Here is a 16,341-nt window from a genome sequence, read left to right on the forward strand (position 1 = left end):
CGGAGCTCAGGTGAGCCGGAGTTGCCTGGCCGTCACCGTGAGTTCATCGCGGAGCCAGGCGTGACCTGGATCGACGGTGCGCCTGTGCGGCCAGACCATCACTTCGTTGATCGTCCCCACCGGAACCGGGGGTTCATCCATCCGGAAGTGCGCCTCGGGCATCAGTAGTTCGGCGAGCTTGCGCTGGACGATGGTGTACATCCGCGTGCCCGGCAGCATGAACGGCGCCATCACGAACGACTGTGCGGTCATCGTCGTGTTGCGTGAGACACCGGCTTCATCGAGCCGCTTGTCGATGACAGAAGACAACTCGCCCTGTTGCACCGCGAGATACGGGAGGGTGCTGAGCCGCTCCAGGGAGAGAACCTCCCCGACGCCGAGGTTCGCCGCGTCCGTGACGCAGACGAAGTCGTCGCTGAAGAGCGGGGCGGCATGGAACGACTTCAGGTCGAACAGCATCTCGGAGGGATAGATCGCCAGATCGACCAGACCTCGTCCGAGGTTGTCCATCATCTTCTCGCCCACCGGAGTGACGTGGACCCCCACGTTCGGCGCGATCACGCTCAACCGTTCGAGCAGAGTCCGCAGCAGGATCAGCGCCACGTAGTCGCTGGCCACGATGGTGAACGTGCGGTGAGACGTGCCCGGGTCGAACTCCTCGCCGGCTTCGAGCAGATGTCCGACGCTTCGAAGGATCTCGGCCACCGGCTCCTGCAGGGAGTCCGCGAAACCCGATCGCCGCAGGCCCCGCCCGGAGCGAACGAGGAGCGGGTCGCCGAAGGCCGACCGGAGCCGGGCCAGAGTCGCGCTCATGGCCGGCTGACCGATGTGCAGGCGCTCCGCCGCCCGGCTCACGCTCTGTTCGTTCAGGAGCGCATCCAGGGCGGGCAGCAGATTGAGGTCGAAGTTCGCCAGGCGCACGCGTTTCCTATCGATGGGGTCGATGAATTGTATCGCAACCGCGGTATCGATACCCCGAATCTTCGGCTCTAGCGTGAGAAGCAATCGGCAGCATCGATGCTGCCGGATTGTCAGGCTAGAGGAGACCCACACATGACAACCCCGTTGAGCCACTTAGGGTTCCTGGAGATCGGCAGTCCGGATACCGCGGCATCGGCCCGGTTCTATGTCGAGAAGTTCGGGATGAGGATCGTGGAGCAGCAGGGCGAGGTCTACTTCCTGCGCTGCTGGGGCGACCACTATCGATACAGCCTCGTGCTCAGCCCGGCGGAGGACGCGCGGCTGAAGACGATGGGCTGGCGCACCAGCAGCGCGGCGGCGCTGGACGAGGCCGTCGAGCGAGTCGAGTCGGTGGGGAGGTGACCGGCACCTGGGGTGAGGGGCCCTTCGGAAAGGGCCGGAGCTACCGCTTCGACGGCCCGCAAGGACACAATATGACCTTGTTCTGGGAAGCCGAGGAGTACGTCGCGGACGCGGAACACGCGTCCGTCTATCCCGACCGGCCCGAGAAGCGCAGCACGCATGCCGCGGCCGGGCGATTCCTGGATCACGTGACGATCGCCGCCCAGGACGTGACGGCGTTCGCGGAGTGGTACTCCACCGTGCTCGGCTTCAGGATCATGGCCTACACGCGGCTGGACGATGCGCCCGTGGTGGTGTTCGGAGTGCTCACCACGAACGAGAAGTCCCACGATCTGGGCATCGTGATCGACACGTCCAGCACTCGGGGGCGTGTCCACCACATCGCGTTCTGGGTCGACCAGCCCGCGGATCTGGTCCGCACGGCGGAGATCATGACCGAGAACGGAGTACCCGTCGAGTACGGACCCTCGATCCACGGCATCGGAGAGCAGAACTTCCTCTACCTGCGCGAGCCGAGCTCGTTGCGGGTGGAGGTGAATTCTGGGGGATACCGGAACTACGTTCCCGACTGGCGGCCGCGCACCTGGCGTCCGGCCGAGGGAGCGAACGACATGTTCCGCAACTGGAGCATGCCCGACTCGATGATGGAGGCGTTCCCGGCCGCCGACGGCAAGACCGCGACCGAGGACGGCGCCCCGCCGGCGCTGGCCGCCGAACTCGCCAACCCGTGGGCCGTGACCCGGAACACCGAACGCACGGCGACCCGCGCGTGAGCGCGATCATCACCGTCGCGCCGACTGGCCCGATCGCGACGAAACAGGACAATCCGAGCCTTCCCACCCAGCCGGCGGAGATCGCGCAGGCGGTCGCGGAGGCGTACGAACTCGGAGCCGCGGTCGCGCACGTCCATCTGCGGGACGAGCGCGATCGCCCCACGGCCGACCTGCAGATCGCTCGACGCACGATCGGTCTGATCCAGGACAGCTGTCCGATCCTCATCCAGCTCTCCACCGGTGTGGGGCTGAGCGTTCCGTTCGAGGAGCGGGAGGCCCTCGTCGAGCTCGCCCCGGCGATGGCGACGCTCAATCCCTGCAGCATGTCGTTCGGGTCGGCGGAGTTCCGCAACCCTCCGAAAGACGTCCGCCGTCTCGCAGGGCGCATGCAGGAGATCGGAGTCAAACCCGAACTCGAGATCTACGACACCGGACACCTGGACGAGTGCCTGCGCCTGCAGGACGAGGGTCTTCTCGACGGCCGGCTCCAGTTCAGCATCGTGCTCGGCGTCCGGGGCGGCATGGCCGCCACCGCGAACAATCTCCTCTCGATCGTCGATCGGCTTCCCGGCGACAGCGTCTGGCAGGTCATCGCCATCGGCCGGCAGAATCTCGAACTGACCACGATTGGCCTCGCGCTCGGCGGCAACGCCCGTGCCGGCCTCGAGGACGCCCTGTACGTCGGTCGCGGTCAGCTCTCCGATGGGAACAGCCCGCTGGTCTCGCGGGCCGTCACGATCGCGCACGACTTGAACCGGGGCGTGGCGACCGTCGCCGACGCGCGCGACGAGCTCCTGCCGACGACCTCCGCGTGAGCAACTCCGCGTCGTCGACACCCATCGCACGCAGAACCCACCAATCGTCCGATTCTCAAGGAAGAGTTTCACCATGAATCCACACGTCGATTCCTCGACATCCGCCGGAACGGCGACCAAGCACGCCACCATAACTGCCCGATCCCGTCGCGTTCCGGTGCTGATCGTCGGCGCCGGCATGGCCGGGCTCGCCAGCTCGATCATGCTTTCCAAGATGGGCATCGATCACCTGGTGATCGAGCGCCGTCGTGGCGTCCACGGCCTGCCGAAAGCCCATATCCTGAGCGCCAAGACGATGGAGATCTTCCGCCAGCTCGGTCTCGACGAGAAGGTATACCGAGCAGGCGGACCGGTCGAGACGATCTCGCGCTTCAACTGGATGACCTCGCTGGCGGGCCCCACGCCCCTGCACGGCCGTGAGATCGGACACGTGGATGCCTGGGGCGGCGGTGACGACGTCGTGCGGTACTCGGCGGCGACGCCGAGTACCTACACGAACCTCGCCCAGATCCAGACCGAACCGCTGCTGAACGAGGAGGCCGGGCGACTCGCTCCCGGACGCGTCCGGTACGGTCAGGAACTCCTCGGGCTCACGCAGAACGAGTCCGGTGTGACGGCCCAGGTTCGGGACGTCGCCGACGGCGCGGAATGGACCATCGAGGCCGACTATGTGCTTGCGGCCGATGGCGGCCGCTCGGTGGGACCCGCAGTCGGGGTCGAGTGGATCGGCGAGCGCGACCTCGGCCACATCCTCATCGTCCACTTCTCCGCCCAGCTGCACCCGTGGATCAAGGATCCCCGAACCGGGATCACCATCTTCGTCTCGCCGGACAACATGGAGTTCGGGATGTGGGGCGGCGCGCTGGTCAAGATGGGACCGCACCGCTGGGGCACCGACGCCGAGGAATGGGTGGTGCATGTGGCCTCCCCTCCGGGGATCCCGCAGGACGAGGCCGTGGTGGTGGAGACGATCCGCAAGACCCTCGGCATCGCCGACCTGGAACCCGTCATCCACTCGGTCGGCCGCTGGCGCGTCGGCGGCTCCTTCGCCGAGCGCCTGCACGTCGGCCGGGTCCTGCTGCTCGGGGACGCGGCTCATCAGCACTCTCCGGTCGGCGGGCTGGGTGCCAACACCGCCATCGCCGATGCTCACAACGCCACCTGGAAGGTGGCGCAGGTGATCAAGGGCCACGCGCACCCTTCGCTGCTGCGGTCGTATCATGACGAGCGCCATCCGGTCGCCCGCAACGTCGTGGCGCAGTCTTCGGCGGCGCTGATGCGGCACACGAGCGAGATCGCCCGGGTCATCGAGGGCATCGAGCCGGGTGCCGGAGGATGGTCGGCATTCGAGCGCTTCTACGCCCGCACCCCCGAGGGCGAGGCGATGCGTGCCGAAATGGCCCGGGCCTTCGATGAGGGCAACTACGGGGTACGGATGCTCGGGGTCGAGCTCGGTCAGCAGTACGACAGCGGCGCCGTCGTCTCCGACGGCACGCAGGCCGCCGAGAATCCCGACCCGGCCGTGCATTACATCGCCCAGGCGCGGCCGGGGCACCGCCTGCCGCACGCCTGGATCGACCGTGCCGGCACGCGGTCTTCTACCATCGACCTGGCGAAGCTCGACCGATTCGTGCTGGTGACCGATCCGGCCGGGCGCGGTGCCTGGCTGCAGGCGATCGCGAAGGCCGCCGAGAGGGTCGATCTGCCGGTGGAGTTGGTAACGATCGGTACCGGTGGCGACTACGAGGACTCGATGGGCAATTGGGCCCAGCTGAGCGGCCTCCGTCTCGGTGGCGCTCTCCTGATCCGGCCTGACTCCTTCGTCGGCTGGCGGACGCCGACGGTGCCGGAGGAGTCCGGGCGCGAGCTCACACGCGTGCTGCTCTCGCTCACCGGCCAGGGAGAGAAGCCGGACGCGGGCTGACCGCCCCGTCCGTCCGGCCCCGGCCGGCCCGACCGAGCGCCTAGGCGGGCGCGTTCGCGAGACGGAAGCCTTCGCCGTCCTCGACGATGTACCCCGCGCCCGCGCCGGTGAAGTGGGTGCCCAGGATCAAGAGGTCGGTTCCGGCGGCCGCTTCGAAGAATGCCCGCCGATTCCGCCCGGTCGTCGCGCCGTCCCAGTCGCCCTGCGAACTCCACTCGGGGCGGGCGATCTGCATCGGGTGGTGGATGAAGTCTCCGGTGACGAACGCGGACCGGCCCTCGGACGACAGCCGCACGCTGTGGTGTGCTGCCGTATGTCCGAGGGTCTGCTCGTATCGGACGCCGGGCACGACCTCCGCGTTGGTAGGCACGAGTTCGAGCAGCCCCTGTTCGACGATGGGATCGAACGTCTCCTCCTGGATCAGCTTCGTCTGCTTCGACAGGCTCGCCGAATCGGCCAGGAACGCCCGGGCGATGGGATCGTCGTCGGCGCCCGCTCCGGCGGCCGACTCCTCGTCTTCCGGTGAGAGCATCTGGGCGAGATGGCGCTCGTACTCGTCGCGCACCAGAACGAGTCGCGCGTGCGGGAAGGTTGGCACCCATCGGCCTGCGCTGTCCTTCATCGAGAACCAGCCGATGTGGTCGAGGTGAAGGTGGGTGCACAGCAGGATGTCGATGTCATCGGGGGAGTACCCCGCCTCGGTCAGCCGGTCCAGGAAGGGCGTGTCGAGGTCGGTCCAGCTGGGCTGCATCGGGTAGCTCTTCCCGTTGCCGCAGCCGCCGTCGATCAGGATGATCTGGTCACCGGTGTCCACCACATACGAGTGCACATCCCAGAGCGTCTGCCCCTGCTCGTTGGCGAAGTCGGGACGCATCCAGTCGATGCCGCGCACGACATCCGGGGTGGCCTCGGCGATGACCCCGTCCAACAGGCCCACAGCGATCGGGAACTCCGGTATCTCGGTGACTTTGAACGAGCCGACGTGCCACGTCTTCATGGCGGTCCTTTCCGTACGAGCTCACCTCTACTTTGAAGTGAACTATTCAACAAATTTGTCTAATCATGCAGGTCGACTCCCATGATGTCAATGCTCCGGGCGCCTGGCCGTGCGAGCCGTTGACAGTGCATCCCGAGGTGGTGTCTAATGATTGACGTAACCGTCAACTTCTTCTACATGGCCGTAGAGAAGCACTGCCGTCCGGACGGTCTGGAGGAAGCACCCATGATCAAGCTGCTCGTTTTCAACAAGCGCAAAGAGGGCGTATCGAGAGAGGAGTTCCGCCGGTACTACGAATCGACCCATGCCCCCCTCGCGGAGGGTCACTACCCGATGGTCCTCCGATACCGCCGAAACTACCTCGATTACGACCGTTCCCTGCTCACGGGGCGCAATTGCGCGGAGTACGTGCCCGAAACGGACTTCGATTCGATCGCGGAAGTCTTCTTCGAGGACTGGGAGTCGTTCGAGGCCTTCCGCGACAAGAGCGCAGATCCCGAGCTGAGAGCGCAGATCAAGGCGGACGAAGAGAACTTCCTCGACGTCTCGGCCATCCGCCGCTACATCGTCGAGGTGGACGGGGACTCGCCATGGAGCTGACCGACACCGGACGACTTCACGGCAAGGTGGCCATCGTGACCGGTGCCGCTCGAGGGATGGGAGCCGCGGAGGCGGCCCTGTTCATCGCCGAGGGCGCGACGGTGGTGCTGACCGACGTCATCGACGACGAGGGGGTGGCGCTCGCCGAGTCTCTGGGAGCGCGCGCCGAGTTCCGGCACCATGACGTGGGCGAGGAGAGCGAGTGGAGGGCGCTCGTTACGTATGTGGAGGACTCCTACGGGCGTGTCGACATCCTGATCAACAATGCGGGGATCTCTCGGGCGGGCTTGATCGAGGACTTTCCGCTGGAGGATTTCGACCTGATGGTGCGCGTGAATCAGCGAGGCGTGCTGTTGGGCATGCGCTCGGTGATTGCTCCGATGCGCAGGGCCGGCGGCGGGAGCATCATCAACATCGCCTCGGCTGCCGCGATCCGCGCCGAACCGGAGCACGTCATCTACTCGGGCACCAAGTTCGCGGTGCGGGGCATGACTCAGGTCGCCGCGGCCGAGCTGGCAGCAGATGGCATCCGTGTCAACGTGATCCATCCCGGGGGAGCGGACACCCCGATGCAGCGCAACGCCAACTCACCCGAGCGGCGCGCCTGGCTCGTCGAGCGCATTCCCCTGAAGCGTCTGGCGGAGCCGTCGGAGATCGCTGAGATGGCACTGTTCCTCGCGTCGGATTCGGCGCTGTACATCACTGGTGCCGACTTCGTGGTGGATGGTGGAATCCTCTTGAACACCGGGCTCTGACGCCCGACACGCGCGAGAGGAGGCCCTGACGATGATTCGTCAGGGCCTCCTCTCGTGCGTGTCGGTGCTGGAGCCGGATCAGTGCTGATGCGCGATCTTGAACGGAGCCAGAGCGCCCGCGTCGACCGGGATCGTGGACCCCGTCACGTATCGGGCCTCGTCGGAGGCGAGCCACAGCACGGCCTGGCTGACATCGCTCGGCTCGACCCAGGGAACGTCGAGGATGTGCATCGCGGACATCACGCGCACGACCTCTTCGTCGCTGGCATCGGGATCACCCGTCCAGACCTTGCGAATCGCCGGGTTGCGGATCATCGGCGTATTGACGTTAGAGGATGCGACCGAGTTCACCCGGATGTCGAAAGGCCCCAGCTCTATGGCGCAGGCTTTCATCAATCCGACTACGCCGTGCTTCGCTGCGACGTAGTGCGCCATGTTCGCTACGCCGACCAGGCCAGAGGTGGAGGAGATGAGGATGATCGAGCCGCCACGGCCTGCTGAGATCATGTGGGGTGCCACGGCGCGGACGGTGCGCCAGGTGCTGGTCAGGAACCGGTCGATGGTGCCCGTGAACTCCTCTTCGCTCATCTCGTACACGAGAGCTGTTGCCGCGGCACCGGCGTTGGCGACGACGATGTCGATGTGCCCGAACTCGGCGACGCCGATCGCCGCGACCTCTTGCATCCGCTGCAGATCGCGATTGTCGGCCTTCTCGAAGATGATGCGCCGGCCGAGAGCTTCCACTGCGGCGACGGTCTCGTCGCGATCTGCCGTCGAAGCCATCGAGTACGAGAGCCCGTCGATGTCGGCGAGGATGTCCAGCGCGATGATGTCGGCTCCCTCCTCGGCGAGCCGGATCGCGTGCGCCCGCCCTTGGCCTCGACCGGCTCCGGTGATGAACGCTACTTTTCCGTCAAGTCGACCCATGGTCGATGCTCCATTTCTCTAGGGGTACTGCGTGATGTTCGCCCGGACTGCGGCGATCCGCCGTCACGGAGTCGTGACGGCATAGCTGGCCTCGGCGAGCCGGTTGGCGTCGACGGCTCCGGCATCGGGGAATTCCTCGGCCACCCGCCCGTTCGAGAGAACGAGCACGCGATGCGACTGAGCAGCCACCTCCTCGAAATCGGTGCTGATCAGCACGACGGCGGTGCCGGCGCGGGCGGCCTCGTGCATGAGCTCGTAGAGCACCGCTCGCGAGCCGATGTCGACGCCCGCGGTCGGGTCCTCCAGCACCGCTACGGCCGGATGGTCGGCGAGGGCTCGTGCGAACACGATCTTCTGCTGGTTTCCCCCGCTGAACTCCGCGACGTCGCGATCCGGGTGGTCTCGGGGTACGACTCCGAATCTCGCCGAGGTCTGCAGCACCGCGGACGTCTCACGACCGGGCGCCCGGAAGCCCAGACGGGTCCAGGCACCGAAATCCCGCCGGGTGGGAAGCAGGTTCTCCCGCAGCCCCAACCCAGTGATGATCCCTTCGCGCTGGCGATCCCCGGGCACCACCGTGCATCCTCGGCGTGCCATCGCCTCCGGACTGCCCAGGGGGAGTACTTCACCTCTCAGGACGGCCGAGCCGCCCGTGGGCCGGCGTGCTCCGGCGAGGGCCTGCGCGAGCTCGCGGGTGCCACTGCCGACGAGGCCGCAGATTCCCAGCACCTCGCCCGCTCGCACATCGAACGAGATCGGTTCCGTGAGGTCGCTCGTAGTGAGATCGCGCACGACCAGATGCGGGGTGCCGCTCTCACCGGCGCCACCTTCCTGCGGACGCAGGTTCGGCTGGGTGACGAGAGGGTCTGAGCCGACGATGTACCGCACCAGGTCTCGATGAGAGATGTCCGCGAGCGGCGCGGTCACGACCTTCCTGCCGTTGCGCAGCACGGTGACGCTGTCGACCAGTCCCGGCAGCTCATCGAGCCGGTGCGTCACGTAGATGAACGCGACTCCGCCACGGCGCATGCGCTTCAACGCGGTCACCAGCCGGTCCACCTCCGGTTTGGGAAGGCTCGCACTCACTTCGTCCAGAACGAGGATGCTCGGTTCCAGAGCCAGCGCGCGGGCTACGGCGCAGAGCACCTGCTCGTCCCGCGTGAGGGTGTTGACGAGCTGTTCGGGGGCCAGGTCGGCCCCGACCGCGGCGAGCACACGACGCACCCGGGCCGACGTGGCGCGATCGTCCACCAGCCCGAACCGCTTTTCGAACCCCACCTGGAGTGCGATGTTGTCGGCGACGCTCAAATCGTCGACGAGTCCGAGATCCTGGTGCACGAACGCGATCCCGGCCGCTCGGGCGGCGGCGGTGTGGCCCGCCTCCAGGAGCTCCCCGTGCACCTGGATCGATCCGGAATCCAGACGATGCACTCCGGCGAGGATCTTGATGAGGGTCGACTTGCCCGCCCCGTTCGCGCCGAGCAGGGCGTGGATCTCTCCGGGCTCGACGTCGAAGGTGACGTCCTGGAGAACCGGGCTCTGCCCGAACTTCTTCGAGACTCCGGAGAATCGCAGTGCCGGACTCGTTCCGGTCACGTCAGCTTCTTCATCGGCCATGGCCGCAACCTCCCAGGCGCAAGGCTCCATCGCCCTGCTTTCAATAGTGTTCAGTTTCAGACGAATGTGTAAAATTGTCAAGAGCGCAGCGCGAACCGGCGCCGGTGTTCAGACTTGGGAGACATCCGGATAGTCGTAGAACCCGCGGCCGCTCTTGCGCCCCACTTGGCCGGACTCGAGCATCCGGGCCAAGAGCGGAGGGCTGGCGAACTGCGAATCGCCGTATTCACCGAACAGCACGTCGGCCATCGCCTTGACGGTGTCGAGCCCGATCAGGTCCACCAGCGTCAGCGGCCCCATCGGGTGACCGCAGCCTTGCACCATCCCGGCGTCGATGTCTTCTCTGCTCGCATGACCGCCGTCGAGCATCCGGATCGCGGAGAGCAGGTACGGCACCAGCAGTGCGTTGACGATGAAGCCGGCTCGGTCTTGGGCGTAGATCACGCTCTTGCCCAGTCGGCCCCAGGTGAACTGATCGATCGATGCGATCGTTTCCGGTGATGTCGTCAGCGCCGGGATGAGCTCGACCAGGCGCTGCACGGGCGCTGGATTGAAGAAATGCATGCCCATGACGCGGTCGGGACGACGCGTAGCCGCCGCAATCCGCGCGATCGGAATCGAGGACGTGTTCGACACCAGGATGGCGCTCTCGTGCACGGTCTCGTCCAGCCGGCGGAAGATCGCGAGCTTGGCGTCTTCGTTCTCCGTCGCAGCCTCGATGACGAGGTCGACATCCGCGAGTCGGGTGTAGTCGGTGGTCGCGGTGATCCGCTGCATCACCGCCGGAGCTTCGTCGTGATCGAGCTTGCCCTTCGCCACCGCCCGGGCCAAGGATGCGCGCACCCGGGCGAGTCCCGCGGCAACCGCTTGGTCATCGTACTCGACCGCCGTCACCGTGAGTTCCGCCCGCGCGCAGGCCTCGGCGATGCCGCTGCCCATGAGCCCGAGGCCCACGACTCCGACCTTCGTGATGACTGTCATCGCGGCTGCGCGCCCCGCGTGTTCATCGGCTGCCGCAGTCGAAGCGTGCGGTTAGCCAGCTCCGTATCCGCTCGGCGGCCGGCACCGCGCCGGGCACGCCGCCCCGGTGCAACGGCCCGCCGAAATGCGTACCTGCCACGGCGTCGACCGACACGTCGGCACTGCCCATCGCGGCCGCCATGGCTTGGATATCGGCGGGGAAGGAGGCCTGATCTCCGGTGAACTCCAGCAGGAGAACCGGCATCGTGACGCCGGGGGCGCAGCGCAGGAAGTCGGCGTTGGTCGTGGTGGCAGACCATGTGGAGAGCCACGCCTCGGCTGTCGAGAGCCGCCCGAACCCTACGAGTCCATAGTTCGTGAGATCGGGGCGGCGGCCGAACAGCGAACCGTAGGGGCGCTGATTCGGATCGATGCGGAGATCGATGTTGCGCAGATCGGCATCGCTTCGATGCACCACGATCAGACGAGGTGTGAGGGCGCGGCGGCGATCGCCGGGATCGCCGTCCTCCTCGAACGCTCGACCGGCCGCGTCGGCCTCTTCCACGTGAGTCCGTGCCAGGCGATCGATCCGGTGGACTCGCGCGCGCTGCGCGAGGCGGTATCGCTCGATGAATTCCGGCGAGTAGGTGCTCGACGTGCCCGGCTCGGCGAACCCGTTCCGAGGGTCGAAGGGGTCCAGTTGCGGATCGACCGAGAGCGGGTCGAGCTCGTCGGTCACGGAAGGATCGATCACCCTCTGGAGCAGCGCCCCCTGCCCCGGGTGAGGGGCCAAGAAGATCACGCCGTCGGGCAGAGGCATGGTCGCTTCCGCCAGCGGCACGGGGCGACCGGCAGGCGTCTTCGTCAGCCGGGCAGCCGGTGCCAGCCGGGCTTGGGAACAGTAGAACGCGGCCAGTGTGCCGCCGCCGGAGTGCCCGAGCATCACCACGTGGGAGAAGCCCTGTTCACGCAGGAAGACCTGTCCGGCGGCCACATCCAGGAGTGTCTGCTCGTGGATCAGGGCGAGATCGTTGTTGGGTGAGCGTGACCCCTGCGTCCACACTGCGAATCCGTCGGCCACGAGCAACGGCACGAGGGCGTGGTGGGTGACGTCCTGGCGTGGATGCATGATCCAGACCACGCTGCGGGCCCCGTGCGGGACCCGCAGCACCCCGGAGACCTTGGCACGATCCACCGTCACGAGTTCGTGCACGGAGACGAGTGGATCCGTCACCGCGGTACGAGCCTGAACGCGTCACGATCCCATTGCTCGATCCGCCACCCCGCGAGGCCGCTGACCCAGCTGTACCAGACCGCGTGTCGAGCGCCGGTCGAGCGCCGGTCGACGATCACCTCGCCGTCCGCCGCGAGCACGAAGTACGGCCCGACCTTCTCCAGTACGACGCCGGGGTGATCGCGGGCGATGTCGACGATCGGAACGTTCTCCGGAACGTCCAGCACGAAGAGGCGGGACGTCATCGCCGCACCGGGCCCTCGGGGCTCGGAATCAGTTCGCGCTCGGTGTCACGCTCGTCCTGCCAGCGTTCGGCGCGCTCCAGGATGAGTTCGGCCTTGCGCACCAGGAGGGCATCCATCGAGGCCCCGGGTTGCTGGAGCACGTCGACGAGCGCATCGATCGTTAGATTGGCATCCAGGTCTTCCTGCGGGGTGACCGGTCGGAGCGCGCGCGTGATCTCGAAGAAGTACCCGTTCGGATCGTGAGTGTAGATCGACTCGATCGTTTCGTGCTGGATCTGCATCTCGACCGGCCACTGGCTCGCGTCGAGCCGGCGACGGTATTCGAGCAGGTGCTCCTCGGATTCGACGTGCAGCGCGATGTGTCGTGACCGCACGAAGTACTCGGGGGTGTCCGCGCCGAAGCGGGCGTACACGTCGCCTTTGCCCCGACCGGTCTCCGGCGCTTCCAGCCCGAAGTAATAGAAGAAGGCGATGCGATCATCGTTACCGATGTCGAAGAAGAAGTGGATGAAGTCGGGATGGTCCTCCGGTCCCCAACCTGCGGCGCAGATCGAGTGTACGACCGGAAATCCCAAGGTGTCGCGGTAGAACTGCACCGTGGCGACCGGGTCGAACGTGGGGAACGCGGCGTGATCCACGCCTCTCACGAGGTGCTTGTCGGCGAAAGTTGGCATCAGATCTCTCCTTCGGTTGTGGTGAGGTGGTGCGCGGATACGCCCACCGAGTCGGCCCGCAGCAACGACCCGGCTCCCGCGATGTCGACGGGCAGGCCCCTCGAGCGCAGGATCGAGTAGGCGCCGGCCGTGGCAGCCGAGAGCACGGGGATACCGAACTCCTGCTCTGCCGATTCGATCAGGTCCAGCGATGGCATCTGCACACAGGCCGAGATGATCAGGGCCTCGGCGTTGCCGAGGTCCAGCGAGCGAGCGGCCTCGAGCACGCGGTCGCCGGGGATGCGGCCGACCTCGTGATTGTCTTCGACCTCGAGTGCCCGCCAGTCGACGACCTCCAGGCCCTCGGCCTCGAGATAGGCCACGACCTGCTCGGCCAGAGGACGCATGTAGGGAGTCACCAACGCGATGCGCTTCGCGCCCAGCGAGTTTACCGCCTCGATCAGCGCACCGGCGCTGGAGCGCACCATCGCCTCAGAGCCGCCCGCCGCGAGCTGCTCGGCAACCAGGCTCTCGACTCGCCGATGTTCCCCGAGGCCTGAGGCCATGATGGCCACCAGGCAGCCGTACAGGATCACGTCGGGCCGAGCGTCTCCCAGCTCGAGTATGCACCGCTCGCGTTGAGCATTCATCGCCGCGAGTTGAGCCGGCGAGACCCGCGCCATGCGCATTCGGCTCGCATGGAAGGTGAATTCCGCAGACTCGTGACGGCTGAGGATCGCGGGCATCTCCGTTTCCACCGTGGTGTTCGAACTGGGGACGACCAAACCGATACGTACGTGTGACATGTGATTCCTTTCATGACCATAATCTGACGCTGACGATGATTTGTCAACGAATAAGTCAAATATGCCCGGATGCGCTATCCGCGCTGTCGGGACGGCGGCGAACGTACGAGTCGAATGACACGCTCAGCACGAGGGCCTGCGCGGTGCGCAACCGGCCGGTAGCGGACACCAGTGCACGATCCGGCCGGCCGAACGTGATCTCGTCGATGGTGAGCGCTGCGAAGAGCTCCGCCCCCGGCCGCACAGGACTGGTCAGCTGCACATCGCGAATCGAACGACCCGCCACGACGTCCCAGGAGTGGTAAGCACCCAGAACGGCCAGTCGTTGGAACACCGCGAGGGTGTGCACTCCGCTGGCGATGATCTCGCCGAATTGTCCGGCGGCCGCGGCCCCGGGGTCGGTATGGAACTCCTGCGGGTCCCATTGCCGGGAGAACTGCACCATTTCCTCAAGGGCGACCGTGTAGCTCCCCAGGTCGATCGACGAACCCACGGTCAGATCTTCGGCTGCGAGCAATGGTGTTGGGGCGGCTGCTGCGCTCTCTGGTGCGTGATTCTCGCTAGAGCTCAAGAGCCGGCCCGCCGGCCACATAGAGCATTTGGCCGGACACGAATCCCGACTCCTCGCTCGCGAAGAACGAGACCGCGTTGGCCACGTCGGCGGGCTGGCCCATCCTGCCGACCGATGCCCGGGCCGCCCACTGCTGGAGCATGTCCTCGTAGGGAACGCCGAGGCGCTCGGCGGTCACGCGAGTCATCTCGGTCTGGATGTAACCCGGTGCGACGCCGTTGACGGTGACGCCGAAGCGCCCGAGCTCGAGGGCCAGAGTCCGGGTGAATCCGAGGATCCCGGCCTTGGCGGCGGCATAGTTCGCCTGGCCCCGATTTCCCAGCGATGAGGTGCTGGACAGGTTGACGATGCGACCGAAACCCTGCCGGGTCATCGAGTGCTGGGCGGCCCGGCTCATCAGGAAAGCACCACGAAGGTGCACGCCCATGACCTGGTCCCAATCGTCCACGGTCATTCGGAACAGGAGGTTGTCGCGGATGATCCCGGCGTTGTTCACGAGGACGGTCGGTGACCCCAGCTCGGCCTCGATGGCGGCGAAAGCCTGCGCGACCTCGTCCTCCGAGGTCACGTCGGCGCCCACCGCCAGTGCGATCCCACCGCCGGCCACGATCGTCCGCACGGTCTCCGTGCATTCCGCTGCCTTCAGATCCAGAACCGCGACGGCGTGGCCGTCCTGCGCCAATCGGAGGGCGATCGACGCGCCGATCCCACGGGCCGCGCCGGTCACGAGGGCGATCCGGGGCGAACCCGACGGATGCGGCGTGCTCAGGCGCTCACCCTCGGTCACGACAGTCGCTCCAGCACCATCGCCATGCCCATCCCGCCGCCGACGCACATCGATTCGACTCCGAACTGCTTGTCGTGCCACTGCAGGGAATTGATGAGGGTGGTGGCGATCCGGGCGCCGGTCATGCCGAACGGGTGGCCGACCGCGATCGCCCCGCCGTTCACGTTGAGCTTGTCGATCGGGATGCCGAGTCGCTGTGCGGAGCCGAGAGCCTGCACGGCGAAGGCCTCGTTGATCTCGAACAGGTCGATGTCGCTCAACCCGAGGCCGGCGTTCCGCAGCGCTGCGGGGATGGCCTCGATAGGGCCGAGGCCCATGATCTCCGGCGAGAGACCGCTTACGGCCGTCGAGACGATGCGTGCCAGCGGGGTCAACCCGAGATCGCGGGCTTTGGAGTCGCTCATCACGACCAGAGCGGCCGCGCCGTCGTTGAGTGGGCAGGCATTGCCCGCCGTCACTGTCCCATCGGGGCGGAACACCGGCTTGAGCTGACTCACTGCATCCAAGGTCACGCCCGCACGCGGACCGTCGTCGGCGGAGACGACCGATCCGTCCGGCAGGATCACCGGGGTGATCTCCCTCGCCCAGAATCCCGAGGCGATCTGCGCCTCCGCGAGGTTCTGACTGCGGACCGCGAACTCATCTTGTTCGGCTCGACTCATGCCCAGAACCTGCTGCACGTTCTCGGCGGTCTGACCCATCGAGAGGTAGACGTCCGGCAGTCGCCCGTCTCGGCGTGGATCGTGCCAGGGCAGGGCGCCCGCTTCGGTTCGCTGGGCACTGAGCGTCGACGCGTCAGCGAACGCCGGGTTGAGGATGCTCGGGTCGCCGGTGGAGTCGGAGGTGCCCTTGAAGAATCGGCTCACCGTCTCCACGCCGGCGGAGATGAACGCGTCGCCCTCGCCCGCTCTGATGGCGTGGAACGCCATCCTGATGGTCTGTAAAGACGACGAGCAGTAGCGGGTGACAGTGGTGCCCGGCAGGTGGTCATAGCCGAGCAGCACCGCCACGTTCCGGCCCATGTTCCAGCCCTGCTCTCCGCCGGGCAGGCCGCAGCCGAGCATCAGATCGGTGATCTCGTGCGGATCCAGTTCGGGCACCTTGTCCAGCGCCGCCCGGACCATCTGCACCGAGAGGTCGTCGGGCCGCATCTGAGCGAGAGCTCCTTTGGTGGCCCGCCCGATCGGCGATCGTGCCGTCGAGACGATCACCGCTTCGGCTCCCGATTGGCTTTCGCGTGCCATCCTGCCCACCTCTCCCAGACCCGTCGGGGTCGCCGCAACGCTGCCCCCTTACTATAACGTCTAATGCTTGACGCTGTCGATGAATATTTCGTACTATCATTTCGACGACC

The 16,341-nt window shown here is 66.5% G+C and carries 18 protein-coding genes; 6 read left to right on the forward strand and 12 right to left on the reverse strand.

All coding sequences use genetic code 11. From position 1 onward, the window contains the following. Positions 1-6: 6 nt before the first annotated feature. Positions 7-1,005 (reverse strand): LysR family transcriptional regulator, encoded by a 999-nt coding sequence (locus ACFJGU_RS09540; protein WP_382309779.1) that lies wholly within the window; start codon positions 1,003-1,005, stop codon positions 7-9. A gap of 48 nt (positions 1,006-1,053) precedes the next feature. Between ACFJGU_RS09540 and ACFJGU_RS09545 the strand changes: the two genes are divergently transcribed. The 4 genes from ACFJGU_RS09545 to ACFJGU_RS09560 all read left to right on the forward strand — a co-directional run bounded on the left by ACFJGU_RS09545 (position 1,054) and on the right by ACFJGU_RS09560 (position 4,835). Beyond that, on the forward strand, positions 1,054-1,323 hold the full coding sequence (locus ACFJGU_RS09545; protein WP_382309781.1) for a VOC family protein: 270 nt from the start codon (positions 1,054-1,056) through the stop codon (positions 1,321-1,323). A 71-nt stretch (positions 1,324-1,394) separates the two neighbouring features. Then, positions 1,395-2,096, forward strand: coding sequence for a VOC family protein (locus ACFJGU_RS09550; protein ID WP_382309783.1), 702 nt, complete (start codon positions 1,395-1,397; stop codon positions 2,094-2,096). After that, complete coding sequence (locus ACFJGU_RS09555) at positions 2,093-2,911, forward strand: 3-keto-5-aminohexanoate cleavage protein (RefSeq protein WP_382309785.1); 819 nt, start codon at positions 2,093-2,095, stop codon at positions 2,909-2,911. Before ACFJGU_RS09550 ends, ACFJGU_RS09555 begins: the two co-directional genes overlap by 4 nt. Positions 2,912-2,984: 73 nt before the next feature. Then, positions 2,985-4,835, forward strand: coding sequence for an FAD-dependent monooxygenase (locus ACFJGU_RS09560; protein WP_382309787.1), 1,851 nt, complete (start codon positions 2,985-2,987; stop codon positions 4,833-4,835). A 40-nt stretch (positions 4,836-4,875) separates the two neighbouring features. Here ACFJGU_RS09560 and ACFJGU_RS09565 read toward each other — a convergent pair whose 3' ends face one another. Further along, positions 4,876-5,832: an MBL fold metallo-hydrolase gene (locus ACFJGU_RS09565; RefSeq protein ID WP_382309788.1), complete on the reverse strand. Its 957-nt coding sequence runs from the start codon at positions 5,830-5,832 to the stop codon at positions 4,876-4,878. A gap of 147 nt (positions 5,833-5,979) precedes the next feature. Here ACFJGU_RS09565 and ACFJGU_RS09570 point away from each other — a divergent pair, with 147 nt between their 5' ends. Next, a complete protein-coding gene (locus ACFJGU_RS09570) occupies positions 5,980-6,432 on the forward strand; it encodes an EthD domain-containing protein (RefSeq protein ID WP_382309790.1) in 453 nt (150 codons plus the stop codon). Beyond that, positions 6,423-7,187: a glucose 1-dehydrogenase gene (locus ACFJGU_RS09575; RefSeq protein WP_382309792.1), complete on the forward strand. Its 765-nt coding sequence runs from the start codon at positions 6,423-6,425 to the stop codon at positions 7,185-7,187. The genes ACFJGU_RS09570 and ACFJGU_RS09575 overlap by 10 nt, the downstream gene beginning before the upstream one ends. 78 nt (positions 7,188-7,265) lie before the next feature. On the opposite strand, the gene ACFJGU_RS09580 is transcribed toward ACFJGU_RS09575, so the two are convergent. The 10 genes from ACFJGU_RS09580 to ACFJGU_RS09625 all read right to left on the reverse strand — a co-directional run bounded on the left by ACFJGU_RS09580 (position 7,266) and on the right by ACFJGU_RS09625 (position 16,231). Beyond that, positions 7,266-8,114 carry a mycofactocin-coupled SDR family oxidoreductase gene (locus ACFJGU_RS09580; RefSeq protein ID WP_382309794.1) on the reverse strand — a complete coding sequence of 283 codons (849 nt, stop codon included), beginning with the start codon at positions 8,112-8,114 and terminating at the stop codon, positions 7,266-7,268. Between the two features lie 63 nt (positions 8,115-8,177). Continuing rightward, positions 8,178-9,731, reverse strand: a complete 1,554-nt coding sequence (locus ACFJGU_RS09585) for a sugar ABC transporter ATP-binding protein (RefSeq protein ID WP_382309796.1) — start codon at positions 9,729-9,731, stop codon at positions 8,178-8,180. Between the two features lie 108 nt (positions 9,732-9,839). Further along, positions 9,840-10,712 (reverse strand): 3-hydroxybutyryl-CoA dehydrogenase, encoded by an 873-nt coding sequence (locus ACFJGU_RS09590; RefSeq protein ID WP_382309798.1) that lies wholly within the window; start codon positions 10,710-10,712, stop codon positions 9,840-9,842. Positions 10,713-10,734: 22 nt separating this feature from the next. Further along, positions 10,735-11,904, reverse strand: a complete 1,170-nt coding sequence (locus ACFJGU_RS09595) for a hypothetical protein (protein ID WP_382309800.1) — start codon at positions 11,902-11,904, stop codon at positions 10,735-10,737. A gap of 17 nt (positions 11,905-11,921) precedes the next feature. Further along, the gene (locus tag ACFJGU_RS09600; RefSeq protein ID WP_382309802.1) at positions 11,922-12,170 is read right to left on the reverse strand and encodes a hypothetical protein; all 249 of its coding nucleotides are present in this window, start codon (positions 12,168-12,170) and stop codon (positions 11,922-11,924) included. Beyond that, entirely contained in the window at positions 12,167-12,844 is a 678-nt protein-coding gene (locus ACFJGU_RS09605; protein ID WP_382309804.1) for a VOC family protein, read from the reverse strand. Before ACFJGU_RS09605 ends, ACFJGU_RS09600 begins: the two co-directional genes overlap by 4 nt. Further along, positions 12,844-13,629: an Asp/Glu racemase gene (locus ACFJGU_RS09610; protein ID WP_382309806.1), complete on the reverse strand. Its 786-nt coding sequence runs from the start codon at positions 13,627-13,629 to the stop codon at positions 12,844-12,846. Before ACFJGU_RS09610 ends, ACFJGU_RS09605 begins: the two co-directional genes overlap by 1 nt. A 55-nt stretch (positions 13,630-13,684) precedes the next feature. Next, positions 13,685-14,122 carry a MaoC/PaaZ C-terminal domain-containing protein gene (locus tag ACFJGU_RS09615; protein WP_382309808.1) on the reverse strand — a complete coding sequence of 146 codons (438 nt, stop codon included), beginning with the start codon at positions 14,120-14,122 and terminating at the stop codon, positions 13,685-13,687. 67 nt (positions 14,123-14,189) lie between these two features. Continuing rightward, positions 14,190-14,987, reverse strand: coding sequence for a 3-oxoacyl-ACP reductase FabG (fabG, locus tag ACFJGU_RS09620; protein ID WP_382309810.1), 798 nt, complete (start codon positions 14,985-14,987; stop codon positions 14,190-14,192). Further along, the gene (locus ACFJGU_RS09625; RefSeq protein WP_382309812.1) at positions 14,984-16,231 is read right to left on the reverse strand and encodes an acetyl-CoA C-acetyltransferase; all 1,248 of its coding nucleotides are present in this window, start codon (positions 16,229-16,231) and stop codon (positions 14,984-14,986) included. Before ACFJGU_RS09625 ends, fabG begins: the two co-directional genes overlap by 4 nt. Positions 16,232-16,341: the final 110 nt, after the last annotated feature.

It is taken from the genome of Herbiconiux sp. UC225_62, assembly GCF_042694625.1.
Lineage (GTDB): Bacteria > Actinomycetota > Actinomycetes > Actinomycetales > Microbacteriaceae > Herbiconiux.